The organism is Candidatus Sulfidibacterium hydrothermale (assembly GCF_020149915.1).
GTDB lineage: Bacteria > Bacteroidota > Bacteroidia > Bacteroidales > F082 > Sulfidibacterium > Sulfidibacterium hydrothermale.
In genome coordinates, this window is the sequence record NZ_CP083760.1 from 750,396 (window position 1) to 767,538 (window position 17,143).

General features: G+C 42.4%; 7 protein-coding genes. 6 read left to right on the forward strand and 1 reads right to left on the reverse strand.

Annotation, left to right across the window (positions count from 1 at the left end; translation table 11 throughout):
• Nucleotides 1–80 precede the first annotated feature (80 nt).
• The 5 genes from sov to LA303_RS02965 all read left to right on the forward strand — a co-directional run bounded on the left by sov (nt 81) and on the right by LA303_RS02965 (nt 11,629).
• The gene (gene sov, locus LA303_RS02945) at nt 81–7,250 is read left to right on the forward strand and encodes a T9SS outer membrane translocon Sov/SprA (RefSeq protein WP_240526445.1); all 7,170 of its coding nucleotides are present in this window, start codon (nt 81–83) and stop codon (nt 7,248–7,250) included.
• A 102-nt stretch (nt 7,251–7,352) separates the two neighbouring features.
• A complete protein-coding gene (locus LA303_RS02950; RefSeq protein WP_240526446.1) occupies nt 7,353–7,835 on the forward strand; it encodes a hypothetical protein in 483 nt (160 codons plus the stop codon).
• A 39-nt stretch (nt 7,836–7,874) separates the two neighbouring features.
• Nucleotides 7,875–9,611, forward strand: a complete 1,737-nt coding sequence (locus LA303_RS02955; protein WP_240526447.1) for an insulinase family protein — start codon at nt 7,875–7,877, stop codon at nt 9,609–9,611.
• A complete protein-coding gene (locus tag LA303_RS02960) occupies nt 9,608–10,102 on the forward strand; it encodes a Rab family GTPase (RefSeq protein WP_240526448.1) in 495 nt (164 codons plus the stop codon). The genes LA303_RS02955 and LA303_RS02960 overlap by 4 nt, the downstream gene beginning before the upstream one ends.
• A 6-nt stretch (nt 10,103–10,108) precedes the next feature.
• Nucleotides 10,109–11,629: a sensor histidine kinase gene (locus tag LA303_RS02965; RefSeq protein WP_240526449.1), complete on the forward strand. Its 1,521-nt coding sequence runs from the start codon at nt 10,109–10,111 to the stop codon at nt 11,627–11,629.
• 1,507 nt (nt 11,630–13,136) lie between these two features.
• Here the strand turns inward: LA303_RS02965 and LA303_RS02970 are convergent.
• Entirely contained in the window at nt 13,137–15,383 is a 2,247-nt protein-coding gene (locus LA303_RS02970; protein WP_240526450.1) for a T9SS type A sorting domain-containing protein, read from the reverse strand.
• Nucleotides 15,384–15,863: 480 nt separating this feature from the next.
• Here LA303_RS02970 and hutI point away from each other — a divergent pair, with 480 nt between their 5' ends.
• Nucleotides 15,864–17,132 (forward strand): imidazolonepropionase, encoded by a 1,269-nt coding sequence (hutI, locus tag LA303_RS02975; RefSeq protein ID WP_240526451.1) that lies wholly within the window; start codon nt 15,864–15,866, stop codon nt 17,130–17,132.
• The last annotated feature ends 11 nt before the right edge of the window (nt 17,133–17,143 follow it).

The following is a 17,143-nucleotide window of genomic DNA, read 5'->3' on the forward strand; positions in this document are numbered from 1 at the left end:
TTTTGGTGTTGACGGCAGGCTTGTTTTGGAGTAGCCCGGAAAGCTTATATGCCCAAATCAAAGATACGGTCCAACAGGCAATGAATCAGGATACCCTTTACAAACAGCTGATTTATCCTTTCCGTGACATTACAGGAAATCCTTATCTTGATACGCTAAACAATAGCCCGCTTTACCTGCACGATCCCAATAATATTAAAAGAGAAATTATTTACGATCCTAAGACCAATAGTTACGAATTTGTTACTAAGGTTGGGGATTTTGAATACCGTACACCGACAACCCTTGATTTTCAGGATTTTCAAAAACTGGAACTCCAACGCGAGATCAAAAAGAACTGGCAGGAAAGTGCATTGAATATTGGTACGAACAAAGGGAAAAGGCTGATCCCAAAATTGTACATGAAAGGAAAAGCTTTTGAACAGATTTTTGGGAGCAGCGCCATTGATATCCGGCCTCAGGGTTCGGCCGAAATCAGTTTCGGAGTACTTTCCAACTATCGTGATGATCCGGCTTTGGATGTGCGTCAGCGACGGACTACCAATTTCGATTTTAACGAGAAAATTCAAATGAATGTCACCGCTAAAATCGGAACGAAGTTAACTTTCAAAGCGGCTTATAATACAGAATCTTCTTTCAATTTTGAAAATCAGCTCAAGCTCAATTATCATGGCGATAAAGATGATATTATTCAGAGCATAGAAGCCGGAAACGTGAGTATGCCGTTAAATTCGACACTGATTACCGGTGCCCAGAGTCTTTTTGGAATCAAAACCAAACTGCAGTTTGGAAAAACATCGGTAACGGCTATTTTTTCGCAACAACAAAGCGAGACCAAGAACATTACCGTGCAAAATGGGGCACAGCAAAACAGTTTTAAGTTAACCCCGCTTGATTACGAAGACAACCGGCATTTTTTTCTCAGCCAGTTTTTCCGCGATCATTATGAAAAAGCGCTGAGTACCCTGCCGATTATTTCTTCAGATGTGAATATCACTAAAATTGAAGTATGGGTAACCAATGTGGGGCCGGCTACGGAAGAAAACCGGAATATTGTGGCTTTTACCGATTTGGGCGAAGGACGCCAGGATGAAATTTATAACCGGTTGGTCCATCCGTTACCCGGAGGCGTTATTCCTACCAATCATTCCAACGACTTGATTCAGCGCATGGATACAGCCCAGTTGCGTAATATCAATACGGTTTCAAGCTATCTTAACGGTGATCCTCTCGGAATAGGAAAAACCCATTATTTTGTGTCCGGACAGGATTATGTAAAACTGGAAAATGCCCGCCGTTTAAAGCCTTCTGAATATACAGTAAACACCAAATTAGGATTTATTTCGCTGAATACCAGCCTGAATCAGGATCAGGTACTGGCGGTGGCTTTTCAATATACCATTATTGGACATGATAGTGTTTTTCAGGTAGGAGAGTTTTCAGACCAAGGCGTGGCTTCTCCCAAAAACCTGATTGTTAAATTGTTGAAAAGTAATACTTTGAACACCCACATGCCCATGTGGAACCTGATGATGAAGAATGTGTATTCTATCGGGGCTTATCAGGTACAGAAAGATGGTTTTGTTTTAAATATTCTTTATTCGGGAAACACCCGCGATGTGCCTACCGGATATTTTACCGAAGGTCCGGACAAGGTAAAAGGGGTTCCGTTGATTCATGTACTCGGATTGGATAATTTGGATCAGCAACTCAATCCTATTCCTGGTGGAGACGGCTTTTTTGATTTTGTGGACGGGGCTGCTACACGGGGCGGTACCATACAGGCTTCTAACGGACGTATTTTCTTTACAAAACTGGAACCTTTTGGTAACTACATCCGTGATTCGGTTTTCCCGAACGATCCTGATTTGGCAAACAAATATGCTTTCGACTCGTTGTACACCATGACCAAAGCCGGAGCCGAACAGTTTCCGGATAAAAACAAATATATCATCGAAGGTTTTTATAAATCACAGTCGGGTTCTACGATCAGTCTGAATGCCATGAACGTGCCGCGTGGTTCGGTAAAAGTGACAGCAGGTGGTGTGCCGTTGACCGAAAATGTGGATTATACGGTGGATTATACCATGGGGCAGGTAACTATTTTAAACCAGGGAATTTTAAATTCCGGAACACCCATTCATGTTTCGCTCGAAAGCAATTCCATGTTCAATTTGCAGCAAAAACGAATGATGGGACTTCATGTCGATCATGAATTTAACCGGCATTTGCATGTGGGAGGAACCATCCTGAATCTTCATGAACGACCGTTGACCCAAAAGGTAAACTACGGTGAAGATCCTATTTCCAACACCATTTGGGGACTCGATATGGCCTATAGCGACAATTCGCGATGGCTGACAAAAGTTTTCGGAAGCCTTCCGGGAACCAATCCCCGGGTAAAATCGAAGATTAATTTAAATGCAGAGATGGCCCAATTTCTTCCTGGCCATTCCAAAACGGTGGGAAAATCAGGAACCAGCTACATTGACGATTTTGAAGGAGCCAAATCAACCATCGACCTGATGAGTGTTAGTTCGTGGTTTTTGGCCAGTACGCCGCAGGGACAGCCGAACCTGTTTCCGGAAGCCTATTCGAACTCCGGCCTGGATTACGGAAAAAACCGGGCTAAATTTGCCTGGTATGTTATTGACCCGACCATCTTTTATGACACACGCGGAATTTATCGCCCGAAAAATATCTCAAAAGATGAGATCTCTAAAAACTCTACCCGTCAGGTACTCGAAACGGAAGTTTTCCCCAACAGGGATATTCCCAATGGAACGGTCACGAATATTCCGGTGCTGAATCTGGCTTTTTACCCGTCAGAAAGAGGACCTTATAACTATGATGTGGATCCGGGGCCTTATTCGGCGGGAATGAATGCCGATGGAAGTCTGGCACAACCACAAACCCGTTGGGGCGGAATCATGCGTAGCCTGGAAACCACCGATTTTCAGGCGGCCAATATCCAGTATATAGAGTTTTGGATGATGGATCCGTTTACCGAAGACCCGAATAACCGGGGACAGCTGTATATTGACCTGGGAGATATTTCTGAAGATTTGTTGCGTGACGGACGTAAAAGTTACGAAAACGGTTTGCCTACCTCGGCAGAAGTAAAAGATGTGGATACCACGGTTTGGGGGCGGGTTCCTACCAAACAGGCTTTGGTTGAGTCGTTTAGTAATATTCCGGGCTCCCGTCCTTTTCAGGATGTGGGGTATGATGGTTTGGGGGATAAAGATGAAGATTCTTTTTTCAGAAATAATTTCCTGAAACTGATCAATGAGCGGTACGGAACCGGATCAGAAGCCTATAAAGAAGCTGAAAAAGACCCGTCGGCCGATGATTACCATTATTACCGGGGTACCGATTATGACAATGATCCGAAATATTCGAGTATTTCTGAGCGGTATAAAAATTACAATAATGCTGAAGGAAACTCCCCCACCGATGCGGAAAATCCGGAGTCTTATCAAACCAGTGCTACCAATCTTCCTAATCAGGAAGATATTAATCACGATAATACCCTGAACGAATCGGAACGTTATTTTCAATATCGCATTAACCTGGATCCGACACAAATGGTGGTCGGTAAAAATTACATCGAAGATGTTCGTACTGCTGGAAATATTAAACTTCCCAACGGAAATGTAACCAGTGTCAAATGGTATCAGTTTAAGATCCCGATTCAGCTTCCTACCAAGGTCGTCGGAAACATTGACAATTTCCAGTCGATACGCTTTATGCGGGTATTTATGAAAGGATTTTCGAAGCCGATTATTTGCCGGTTTGCCACCTTTAGTTTGGTGCGGGGTGAATGGCGCAATTATATGCACTCGTTATTGTCACAGGGAGAATATCTGCCGGGTGATGCCGGAAACCGAACCAAATTTGTGATTTCCACGGTCAATGTGGAAGAAAATTCGAACCGGACACCAATTCCGTATGTGATTCCGCCGGGAATCGAACGTGAAGTGAATTTCGGAACGACGAATTATGTCCGGCTTAATGAACAATCGCTGCAGTTTACTGTGGCTAACCTGAAAGATGGAGATGCGAGGGGGGCGTATAAAAATACCAGTTTCGACTTCCGGCAATACAAAAGGATAAAAATGTATGTACATGCCGAAAAACTTTTGGCCAATGAGGATCTGAAAGATGGCGACCTGACCATTTTTATCCGTATTGGTTCGGACTTTACGCATAACTACTACGAATATGAAATGCCGTTGAAAGTAACGCCCTGGTACACTTCGTCGGCCGACCCGGATGCTATTTGGCCCGAGCAGAACCGGATGGATTTGGTATTGGATAAACTGGTAAAGGCCAAGCAAGACCGGAATGTTGCCATGCGCGATCCCAATTCAGATGTAGATCTTTCAAGGCCATTTGTGGAGTATGACGGAGCCAACAAAATTACGGTAGTCGGAAATCCGAGCATCAGCGATGTAAAAGGGATTTTGATTGGTGTGCGAAATCCCAAACAGCAGGGGACCAACCTTAATGATGACGGAGAGAAAAAAGATGCGGTAATTTGGGTGGACGAATTGCGGCTGACCGATTTTAATAAATCGCCCGGATGGGCCGGAACCGGTCGGCTTGAAGCCACTCTCTCTGATTTTGGCCGGGTGATGGTGAATGGGGCTTATACATCGGCCGGATTTGGAAGCCTCGATCAAAAACTGAATATGATCTCGCAGGATAACATTGTAAATTATACCATTGCTACAGATTTGGATTTGGGAAAATTGTTACCGAAGAAAACCGGACTGAAAATTCCTGTCCATTTCGATTATGGAAAAGGGATTAGTACGCCCCGATACAATCCGATGAATCCGGATACCAAACTGAAAGACGACCTGGATACTTACGTGGACAAAGCCAAGCGCGATTCGGTAAAAGATATGGCGATAGATTATACCCGCCGTACCAGTTTCAACGTCATGAATTTGCGGAAAGAACGAACCAATCTGGGGAAAAAGAAAAACCGGAAACCCCGGATTTATGATGTGGAAAACTTTAATTTTTCTTTTGCTTATTCGCAGATTTATCATCGCAATATTGATATAGCTTCCGACCGGTTAAAAACGTATCGTGGCGGATTGGGTTATAATTTTAATACCCGGCCCAAAAATTTCCAGCCTTTTGCCAAAAGCAAGAAAACGTCCTCGCCTTGGTTACGGTGGCTGCATGATTTCAATGTTTATTTGTGGCCGAAAAGTCTCTCTTTCCGGTTTAGTATGGACCGTGTGATCGATAACCGGCTTTATCGCGATAAGAGCTTTGGGGATATTATTACTAAACCTACTGTAAAACGCGATTGGAAGTATAATCGTGATTATTCTTTTAAATTTGACTTTACTCGTTCATTATCATTGGATTATGTGGCCGGAGCAAGAGCTTATATTCGTGAGCCGCAAATTTATCCGGATAAGCATACAGAGGCATGGGAAGAGTATAAACGCGAAGTGTGGAGTGAAATATGGAGTATGGGTACGTTGCAAAACTTTAATCAGTCGATAAAGTTAACATACCGTTTGCCTCTTGCCAAATTCCCGCTTACCGAATGGCTGAATGGATCGGCCGGTTATCAGGTGCAGTACAACTGGAATGCTTCGCCGGTAGCTATCCAGCAACGGATGGGAAATACGATAGAAAATGCCCGAAGTATCCAGTTTAATGCCGGTGCTGATTTTAACCGGTTGTACAATAAAATTCCTTATTTGCGGAAAATCAATAGCCGGAACGGTAGGCAGCGTATCGGACAACGTGCTGCTCCTCAACGCCAGAGAGCCCGTACTGCTGCTGCCGATACTGTAAAACAGAAGAACAAAGGTCCTGGAGTGGGAAAAACGATAGGCGAAGGCTTTTTGCGTTTCCTGATGATGGTCAAAAAAGCCAACTTTGTTTATCGCCGTACTGATGGTACCCGGTTGCCCGGATTTGTTCCGGTTCCTGACATTGCGGGTGTTAATGTGTCTAATGGTGCACCGGGTGTGGGATTTGTTTTGGGAAGTCAGAAAGATATTCGCTATAAAGCAGCTCAAAACGATTGGCTTACTTATGATACCATTCTGAACCAACCGTATATCACCAAATTCACCGAACACATGTCGTATAAAGTAAATGCCAATATACTGAACTTTATACGAATTGATCTTGACGGTGACCGGGTTTTCTCTAAAAACTATACATCTTATTACCGGTACAGCCCGTCGCTGGAAGAGTTTGTAAATTATACCCCACAGGAGACCGGTAACTTTAGTATTACCTATCCTTTTATTTCTACTTCTTTTGAAAAAAATAATGCGGATAATATTTCGGCTACTTTCGAACAGTTTAAAGCAGACCGGAAAGAGATTGCCGAACGCTTGGCCCGGAATAATCCGGCCTGGAACGGGCAATATGTGTATGATTCGCTGGCGAATGATTATTATCCAATGGGATATGGTTCCAATCAGCAACAGGTTATGTATTACTCTTTCCTTGCTGCTTATTCCGGAAAAGATGCTTCAAAAATTAATATTTCCAATCCGTTTCCTTCTTTCCCCTTGCCAAACTGGCGGATTACATTTAGCGGACTTACCAACATTAAAGCGGTTCGCAATATCTTCAGAGGATTTAATATCAGCCATGGTTACCGTTCGCTCATGAGTATTAACTCCTGGAAAACCAATGTGATTTTTGATCCGGAAGATCCGGGAAAAACTTTCCCCAACAGTAACAATTTTATCAGCCGTTATGATATAGGGGTGGTTTCATTCATTGAACAGTACAGCCCGCTTATCGGTATCGATTTTACCATGAAAAATAGTATGGGCGGACGGTTGGAGTATAAGAAATCGCGAAATGTGATAATGAGTTTCGTAAATAACCAGCTGACGGAGATTGACAGTAAAGAATTTGTTATTGGGATGAGTTATCGCCTGAAAGGATTGAAATTTTCCGTGGGGAATTTTATGGGAGGCAGACCGAGAAAGTACAATACCGATCTTAATTTGAAACTGGATATCGGTATTCGTGATAACAAAACCATCCTGCGCCGGATTGATGAGAGTACCAATCAGGTTTCGGCTGGTTCCAAACAGTTTACCCTGAATTTTTCTGCTGATTACAACCTGAGTCAAAGTTTGCAGTTACGGGCTTATTTCAATATGAATAAAAACACGCCTTATATTTCGTCGCAGCTGGCCAATGCGACCACAAGTGGCGGATTTACGCTGCGTTTTAACCTGGCACAGTAGAAAAATAGTCCCCCTTTTTCCAGCTTGCTAATTGGTGGATGAACAATTTCTGCATTTTTTCCTATCTTTATACCAAAATATTTACCGCTTAAACCCAAGACAATGAGCGATCCCGAAAACCAGCAGGATACACTTTTACGCATTAAAGAAATTCTTTTTGGTGAAGAGCTTCAGGGCGTGAACGACCGGTTGTCAGAACTCCGTAATGAATTGTTAATGACTATAAAAAACCAGTTTAAAACACTGGATGAAAAACTGGATAAACAAGCGTCGGATTTTGATGCAAAAATAGAAACGATAAAAAAACAGTTAGCCGAAGAAGCACAGCGAAGCACTGAACTTCATCATTTATTGGATGATACGGATAAAAAATTTCAAGAAAAAGCAGAGGAAAATCTTCGGGTTTATGAAGAGAAACTAAAGAACCTGAAAGAAGAAGCCCAACAACAGCAGGATGAAATACGGGCTTCTATCCAGGCGGTGAAAGAGGAAATGATGAAATGGGTGGAAAAACTGGAAGACAAAAAGGTAAATAAAGCTGAAATAGCAGAGCTTTTTGGTATGATGATTCAAAAATTGAAATAAAAAGTACCGGGACTGGAACGGCCCGTTCATAATAATCTTATGGCGAAAAACGATTTAACAGAAAAAGTGGCGCGGTCTATTGCCGAGAAAAAACTTAATGAACTGCGGGAAATATTTACCGGTTTAAACCGGGAAGAGCTACAACGACTGAACAGTATTGTAAAAGACCCGGAGAAATTTGCGGATGAAATCAGAAAATTGTTGCCGCTTTCCATTCGAAAAATGGTGGATGCCGGTGATATTTCCATTGATGATTTGTTGCCGTTAATGGAAGAAGCCCTGGGCGAAAGCATCCGGCAAAATCCTGAAAAACTGGCCGACATTCTTTTTCCCATCATGATGCCGGCCATTCGAAAAGCCGTGGCTGCCGATATCAAACAAATGCTGGACAGTCTGAACAACACCCTCGAGCATGGTTTTTCATTAAAAAGGCTGGGATGGCGGCTTCAGGCATTGTTTAGCGGTCGTAAATACAGCGAAATTGTTCTTTCGCACGCTTATATTTATCAGGTCAAACAGGTCTTTCTGATTCACAAAGGTACCGGTTTGTTGTTGGCTCAGGCAGCCGATCCGCAACAAGAGCAGGCAACGGATGCCGATATGGTTTCTGCCATGCTTTCTGCCATTAAGGATTTTGTTCAGGATTCTTTTACCGATAAAAAAGAGAGTACCCTCGAAGAGATTAATGTGGGGCGTATGCGTATTTTGCTTGAGCAGGGACCGCATGCTATTTTGGCCTCTGTAGTCGAAGGAAATGTGCCGAAAGCCTATCATGATCTACTGAAAGAAACCATTGAAAATATTCATGTCACTTTTTATCGAGAGCTGGAAGATTTTGGTGGGGATGTAACCCCTTTCGAGCAGGATAACCAATTGTTGAAGCAGTGTTTGCAGAAAGAACAAAAGCCGCAAAAGGAACGAAAACCGGTAATGGCTATTCTTTTGTTATTGCTGATCTTAGCACTTATTGGATATGGAATCTTTGCCGGAATCATGCGGCACATTCATTATAAACACCTGCTGGCCGATCTGGAAAATACGCCGGGTATTGTGGTGACAAAAGCATCTAATCCCTGGTTTGGGAAGATAACTTTTTGGGGCTTGCGCGATCCGTTAGCGGCAAAGCCGACTTCTTTTTTGTCGAAAAATAAAATGGATAATAAGCAGGTACAGTTTTCGTTTAGCCCGTATCTTTCGCTGGCTCCTGCTTTTGTTTTGAACCGGGCTGAAAAAATCCTGCTTCCGCCGCCAACGGTCATGCTTCATTTTAAGAACGGTGTACTAACCGTTTCGGGGAAAGCGGACGAATCGTGGCTGAAAAAGTTACGGGAGCGTTATGCTTTAATTCCGGGGGTTCAGAAACTCCGGTTAACTTTTGCCTCGACTCCGGTGGCTGAAAAAGTAAAACGAAATATTTTAGCCATCGAAAAGCATGTATTTCATTTTAAATACAATGTTTTTGCGCTCGACAGTGTTCAGGCGAAAGACTTTGACAAGCTGATTACCGAAGTAAAGAATGTTTTGAATTTTAGTCTTGACCAGGATTCGGTTCCGGTAATTATTGTGAATTCTTATACCAGTTATGCCGGCAATGTGGAAGGGAACAAAACCATTGCACGGTATCGTGCCGAACAGTTTATTAACCGGATGATCCGGCATGGTATTCCACAGGAAGTTTTGGTGCCGAAGGTGCGGTTTATTGAAAACGCCACACATCCCTACGAAAACCGGTCGGTTAGTTTTCAGGTTAAATATGTAAAACCAGATAAATTATGATAAAGAAAAAAGTATGTATGCTCGGCTCTTTTGCCGTAGGAAAAACCAGCCTGGTGCAACGTTTTGTGAACAGCATTTTTTCCGAAAAATACCATACCACCATCGGGGTGAAAATTGATCAGAAACGGGTAGATGTGGATGGTCAGGAGGTGAATTTGATGTTGTGGGATATTCATGGAGAAGATGAGTTCCAGAAAATTAAACCGGCGTATATCATGGGCGCTTCCGGCTATTTTATTGTCATGGACGGTACCCGCAGGAATACCATTCAAAAAGGAGAAGAAATCAAAGCTTTTGTGGAAAAAACGGTGGGTGTCGTTCCTTATATCGTATTGATTAATAAAGCCGACCTGAAAGACCAATGGGAAATTTCGGATGAAGATATTGCCCGTTTAAAAGCAGAAGGGGCTACCGTGATGCTGACCAGTGCCAAAACCGGCGATGCGGTGGAAGAAGCTTTTCAGGAACTGACCCGTCAAATGTTAAAATAAACGTTTATGTCGTTGCAAAAACCCGAAACCATTCAGGAAGTGCTGTTGGCCCGCGGACCGATGGCAGACCGCAGCCTTTTAATAAAAACGTCGTCCGAAGGAATTATTCAACAGGTTTTCGGAAACCCCGGTCATTTTTCTGCCACATGGGAACCCGGAAAGAATGTCAGTGATATTTTCCCTTTTCTGGTTACCTTTTTTCCGGCAGCGCCGCTCGAGATGCTGGAACTTCCCCGTATGATCTGGGAAGAATTTTATCTCGATTTTCTCATTTTCCGCGAATCCGGCGAAGCCACATGGATTCTCATTACCGATGTGACGGCCGAAGTGGATGAAATCAAGGAGAAAATTCAAAAGAACAATGATTTTGTTTTGTCTTCTGCGCCACGTCAATTCTCCTTTGAGAATCCTTTTGGTAATTTGCATCTGTTTGATGTACTTTCGTTTATAAAAACCAATGAAAATAAATTTGTTCCGGTAGGCGGTATTCCGGCCTGGGCCGAAAAATATTATCCGGAGGCAATCTCTGTACGAAACGGACTGGAAATCGGGAATGTTTTCCCCTATCTTGAAGTCTTTTTGCCCGAGGCAGAAGTTTTTTGGGAAACGGCAGATGATACCCGGATGGAAGATTCTGATATGTGGATTGAAAATCCGGCAGATGATGTGGAGTTGCATTTCCGGGCTTTTGCTGCCAACCGTAACGGCAACCATTTTTTATTCATCCGTTTACTCGATCAAAATGATATTCCTGTAAGTCAGCAAACGTTGCAAAAAGCACGGGAGCATCAGCTTTTGTACGAAAAACTGCAAAAAGCAGAAAAAGAATTGAAGCAGTTGCTTCAGTATAAAGACAAATTTGTGTCTATTGTATCCCACGATCTGCGTTCGCCGATGGCTTCGGTGGTGAGCATTGCAGAAATGTTCCTTACTGATGATGAGCTGCTGGCTTGTATGAACGATTTTAACCGCGAAATGCTTCATTCGATGAAAGATGAGCTGACCCGGTTGCTGGAATACAACAACCGGCTTTATCATTGGGCAAACCTGGAGCTGGGCAATTTTAAACTGGATAAAGAAAAAATCAAAGTCAGGAAGCTGGTGGACAGTGCGATACAAACAGCACAACCCAAAACAGAAGCAAAAAATATCCGTTTGACTTCTTCGGTCATCCCGGAAGATCTGGAAACAGAAGTGGACGTTTCTCTTTTTTTACAGGTTTTAAATAATCTCATCGGCAATGCGGTGAAATTTACTCCTGAAGGCGGAACAATAAGTCTGGATGTGAAAAAAGAAAACGGGAAAATCCGTTATTATGTTTCCGATACCGGGGTAGGAATGCCGGAAAAGATCAAAAAATCCATTTTTTCCGGAGTGCCCGGCGAGTCTACCTTGGGAACCTCTGGCGAGAAAGGGAGCGGACTGGGATTGGATATTGTGAAAAAGATTGTGGATGCCCACGGTTTTTCCATCGAAGTACAATCCGAAGAAGGAAAAGGAACTACCTTTATCATCACTGAGAATTAGGGGAAATACGGATGCTTGCAAACAGTTTAAGTCTCCTTGAACTATTGGTAGTATCTCTTTTTGGCTGAATAAACCTGAAAGATGGCCGGGGAGGCTGGAAATTTCAAGCTCCAGAAAGCAATGACAAATGAAATCCCAAAAGACAAATTCCAAAAATCAACTGTTTTGTCTTTCTGAGCGTAGCGAAGAATCTATTTTAACTATTGCCAGTTTTTTTGAGATCCTTCACTACGCTGCGCTCCGTTCAGGATGACAGTAAAAGTGTGGTAAAATACTGAAAATCAACCATTCATCACTCAACATTCATCGTTCATCGTTTCCCAATGACCAAGTTAGAAAACCCAAAAAACAAAAAGACAAATCGCAAAGGAAATCCCAAAAAACAAAAAATCAAATCACAAAAAAATCTCAAACCCTAAACGCAAAACACAGAACACAGAACGCCAAACTGCTTAAAACCAACCAATCATCCAATGACTAATGACCAAGCGAGAAATCCCCAAAGACAAAAAATCAAATTCCAAAAAAAACAACTTCTTTTGTCCTTCTGAGCGTAGCGAAGAATCTATTTTAACTATTGCCAGTTTTTTTGAGATCCTTCACTTCGTTCAGGATGACAGTGAAAAATACGGGTAAAATACTGAAAATCAACCATTCATCACTCAACATTCATCGTTCATCGTTTCCCAATGACCAAGTTAGAAAACCCAAAAAACAAAAAATCAAATCACAAAAAAATCTCAAACCCTAAACGCAAAACACAGAACACAGAACGCCAAACTGCTTAAAACCAACCAATCATCCAATGACTAATGACCAAGCGAGAAATCCCCAAAGACAAAAAATCAAATTCCAAAAAAAACAACTTCTTTTGTCCTTCTGAGCGTAGCGAAGAATCTATTTTAACTATTGCCAGTTTTTTTGAGATCCTTCACTTCGTTCAGGATGACAGTGAAAAATACGGGTAAAATACTGAAAATCAACCATTCATCACTCAACATTCATCGTTCATCGTTTCCCAATGACCAAGTTAGAAAACCCAAAAAACAAAAAATCAAATCACAAAAAAATCTCAAACCCTAAACGCAAAACACAGAACACAGAACGCCAAACTGCTTAAAACCAACCAATCATCCAATGACTAATGACCAAGCGAGAAATCCCCAAAGACAAAAAATCAAATTCCAAAAAAAACAACTTCTTTTGTCCTTCTGAGCGTAGCGAAGAATCTATTTTAACTAATGCCAGTTTTTTGAGATCCTTCACTACGCTGCGCTCCGTTCAGGATGACAGCGGAAATACAGGTAAAATACTGAAAATCAACCAATATCAATAACTAATAACTTTTTCCCATTCATCACTCATCATTGACATCAAACATCCTCCATCCTCACATCCAAACAACCTCTGAGATCCTTCACTCCGTTCAGGATGACAGTAAAAGTGTGGTTAAAATACTGAAAATCAACAATTCACCATTCACCATTCACTATTCACCAAATCACCACTATTCGTCATCAGAGATGAAATCAAGGTCAATATTTGTTTTTCCGTCATAAAATTGTTTATAGTATTCTCGCCCTATCTTGATTAGTGTTTTGTCCTCATCTGTAAATACAGACGCATTCGTATTCATTACACTATTAGTCCGACCAACTTCTCTGTATCCAAGTCCTCTTAGATCTTCGTGAACAAAAACACTGTATTCTGAGATGAATTGACTGCTTATTGCATATATTACAGGATATACTTTTCCTAATGGGGTAGAGTATTCTCCTTGATAAGCGTCTGTGGCGTAGGAGCCGTTGTAGATGAAAATTCCTTCTTTTCCTTTGACACTGGTTTCGCTTTCTTTGAATATGAATGCACTGTCAGTGTCTTTTTCGAATTGTTTGAACCAAGCCCTGTATTGTTCTCTGTCGGATTCAGTAACATATGTTGATAGGTTAGTATCGTTGTCGAAACTAAAAGGTATTGTGTCTTGGTTGGTGTTTTCTCCGCAGAATTGCCTGATGTGTGTGGCGCTGGTTATTGGGTTTCTTGCAATCAAGTAAGCGTTGTAAACTCCGAAGATAGTATCTGTTGTGTTTAAAGGAACGTCACTTGGTGTTTTGTAACCGCTTACGCTTAGTAATGAGTAGTGGCTTGTGGATCCGTGGATGTTGAGAGTTAATGCTGTTCCTTGTGGGATGTTTTTAAATGTGAATACTCCGTTTTCGTCTGTGGTGTCTGTGGCGAATACTGTGTCTGCTACTATAATGTTCGTTATGATGTTTTCCAAAGGTTTCTTGGTTTCTAAATCTCTTACCGTGTCTATCAGCGTTACTTTACCTGGTGGTAAAGGTTGTAAGTAAACAAAGACTGGATCGTTTTTTCCGTCTTTTAGCGTTACTTCTGTGCTGTCCGTGAAAAAACCATCCTTAACCCATTTTATCTTGTATTTTGCCCTGATTTCCGAAGGCGGCAACTTGTTACTGATTCTAACTGGGAAGTTATCATAAATAAATCCGCTTTCATTTGTTTTAATGTGATAAGTTGTATCTGGAGTTTTATCTGCAATACTATCTGGGGTAATTTCTAATTCTGTAATATCTGTAATCGATTCTCCGGTTTCTTTGTTTCTAATTCCAATAAAAACTTGTCCCCAGGTGGTGTCTACTGGTAAGGGTGTTAGTTTTATTGTTTGTGTTCCGTTGTCGCCTTCTGTGAGCGTGAATGCTGCACTATCCGTCTTGTAACCGTCTTCACTCCATTTTAATTGATACTTAGCGTTTATAGGATCTTGTTTAGAGATGTTACTAATCCAGACCGGAACTTTGAAACTGATGCTTCCATCCGCCTTGGTTTCCATCTTGAATGTGGTGTCGGGGGTGTGGTTGAACACACTATCCGGTTTAAAGTATAGAATAACATCTTCTAAACCCATGTTGTTTTCATCAACCGCTTTAAAGTTACCCGTAGCCCAAAGCGTATCCAACGGCAAAGGTTCCATCGCAATGGTCTGCGTTCCGTTATCGCCTTCATGAAGACTCAGGCGAACACTGTCCGTTTTATACCCCTCCTTACGCCACTTCAACCAATAATAAGCCACTTCGGAAGCCGTACTTTTAAAGCCGAAATCAGCAGATTTAAAAGCATTATCCGGCACCTCACCACGCACATTCTTTACAACCCCATTTGTTTTGATAAACTTACCGGAAGACACCACCCCTTTATCACCCACCACCCGGTAAACATACAAACCGTTACTTTGGTTCCTCAGGTTAACAAAAGCATGACGTCCTGTAATTTCTTCCACGGTCACCAGCAGACCATTGGCATTAAACACCAGAATTTTAGCATGGACAATCACCGGAGAGATAAAATTAAATCCGCTGCCCGAATGAGGGAAAACCCGAGCATTAAGCACCGGGAAAAGGCTTATTGCATCAGCGGAAGAGATTTTCACCGGCAGGGAAAAGAAAGCGGTACCGGCCTCATTGGTTTCCAGTTTCCAGACGGTATCGGCAGGCACCCCGGAGACAGAATCCGGAGAAAGGGACAAGACAACATGAGCAAGGATTTGTTTGGTTAATTCATCGGCAGTAGCAATATATCCGTAACCGGTTACCGTATCTTCCGCATTGGCATATTCATCATCATCAGGCAAAGCAGAAAGCGAAGAAACAGCAGGGGAAAACGCAAAGGAAAGCATCACACTGCAAAGGAGAGCCAAACGGACAACAAAGAGCAAAAGTTTACGGACGGGTTTCATAGTAACGAATCAAAAAAAAAAATCACAAATAACAAAAAACAAAATTCAAAAAACAAAACACAAATGACCAATGACCATTCACCATTCACCATTCACCATTCACCATTCACCATTCACCATTCACTAAATCACCAAAACCCCACATGGCCAGTGACAAAAATAAAGTGAAAACGGCAATTTTCAAAACGGGGAAAAGGAAAGTTCAAAGGAAGCACCAAAAGGCAAAAAACCAAATGACAAATGAAGTTCCAAAAAACAAATTCCGGAGAAACCCCAAATTCCAAACGCAGAACACATAAACTACTCAAAATCAACTAATCAACGAATGACCAATGATCAATTCCCATTCATCGTTCCACATCAAACATCCTCCATCCAAACATCCTCTCATTTCTACTAAAGAAAGCGCATTCGTTTATTTGGAATCGTAAATTTTTGCCCCCCGATTTTCCCTATTTTTGCATTTTAAATTTTCGAATTATGGCCCTTCTCATCGAAAACATTCAAAAACTGGTACTTGCCGAAGAAAATCCCCGCTTGTTGGTTAAAGGTCATGAGATGGCCGATTTGCCCTGTGTGGACGATGCCTGGCTGTTTATCACAGAAGATAAAATTGCCGATTTCGGCAAAATGAAAAACCTGGACAAAACAGCGTTACTTTCCAAAACAAAAGAGGTTACCGTGCTCAATGCGGCGGGGAAAATGGTCTTCCCTTCGTTTGTGGACTCGCATACTCATTTGGTGTATCCCGCTTCGCGCGAAATTGAATATGTGGACAAGATAAAAGGCCTTTCGTACGAAGAAATTGCCCGGCGCGGCGGCGGAATTTTGAATACGGCACGGCGGATGCAGGAAATTTCGGAAGACGAGTTGTTTGAGTCGGCATTGCAGCGGTTAGACGAAATAACGGCTTACGGAACCGGCGCTGTGGAAATCAAAAGCGGTTACGGCTTGACTACCGAAAGCGAATTGAAAATGTTGCGGGTTATCCGGCGGCTGAAAGAAACCTCGCCGCTGACCATCCGGGCCACTTTTCTTGGTGCGCACGCCGTTCCTTTGGAGTATAAAGGCCGGCAAACGGCGTATGTTGACAAGGTGATAAACGAAATGTTACCGCAAATTGCCGAAGAAAAACTGGCCGATTTTGTGGATGTTTTTTGCGACAAGGGCTTTTTTACGACAGAAGATACTGCGCGGATTTTGGAAGCTGCTCAAAAATATGGTTTACGCGGAAAAATACATGCCAACGAGCTGGATTATTCCGGAGGTATTCAAACGGGCGTGAAATACAATGCCCTTTCGGTGGATCATTTGGAATATACCGGTGATGAAGAAATAGCCGTTTTAAAAAACAGCGAAACCATGCCCACCGTTTTGCCGGGAGCCGCTTTCTTTTTAGGAATGGTGTATGCGCCTGCCCGTAAAATGATTGATGCCGGTCTTCCGGTGGCCATGGCCAGCGATTTTAATCCCGGCTCGGCGCCTTCGGGCAACATGCAGTTTATTCTTTCCATGGCCAGTATTGCGTATCGGCTGCTGCCCGAAGAAGCCATTTATGCCACCACGCTGAATACGGCTTATGCCATGGGTATCAGCGACCGGCTGGGAAGCATTGCCCGGGGCAAAACCGCCAATGTTTTTATCACCAAAAAAATCCCGACGGTTGAATTTATGCCTTACGCTTTTGGCAGTAACAAAGTGGAAACCGTTATCCTGAACGGAAAAATTATAAAACAGGAAATCTGCTAATTTTGTTCATT

What these genes read in the sequence shown, in the direction of transcription:
- LA303_RS02970 (WP_240526450.1), bottom strand. Translation starts at nt 15,383, where the DNA reads ATGAAACCCGTCCGTAAACTTTTGCTCTTTGTTGTCCGTTTGGCTCTC.
- LA303_RS02950 (WP_240526446.1), top strand. Translation starts at nt 7,353, where the DNA reads ATGAGCGATCCCGAAAACCAGCAGGATACACTTTTACGCATTAAAGAA.
- LA303_RS02960 (WP_240526448.1), top strand. Translation starts at nt 9,608, where the DNA reads ATGATAAAGAAAAAAGTATGTATGCTCGGCTCTTTTGCCGTAGGAAAA.
- LA303_RS02965 (WP_240526449.1), top strand. Translation starts at nt 10,109, where the DNA reads ATGTCGTTGCAAAAACCCGAAACCATTCAGGAAGTGCTGTTGGCCCGC.
- sov (WP_240526445.1), top strand. Translation starts at nt 81, where the DNA reads ATGAATCAGGATACCCTTTACAAACAGCTGATTTATCCTTTCCGTGAC.
- LA303_RS02955 (WP_240526447.1), top strand. Translation starts at nt 7,875, where the DNA reads ATGGCGAAAAACGATTTAACAGAAAAAGTGGCGCGGTCTATTGCCGAG.
- hutI (WP_240526451.1), top strand. Translation starts at nt 15,864, where the DNA reads ATGGCCCTTCTCATCGAAAACATTCAAAAACTGGTACTTGCCGAAGAA.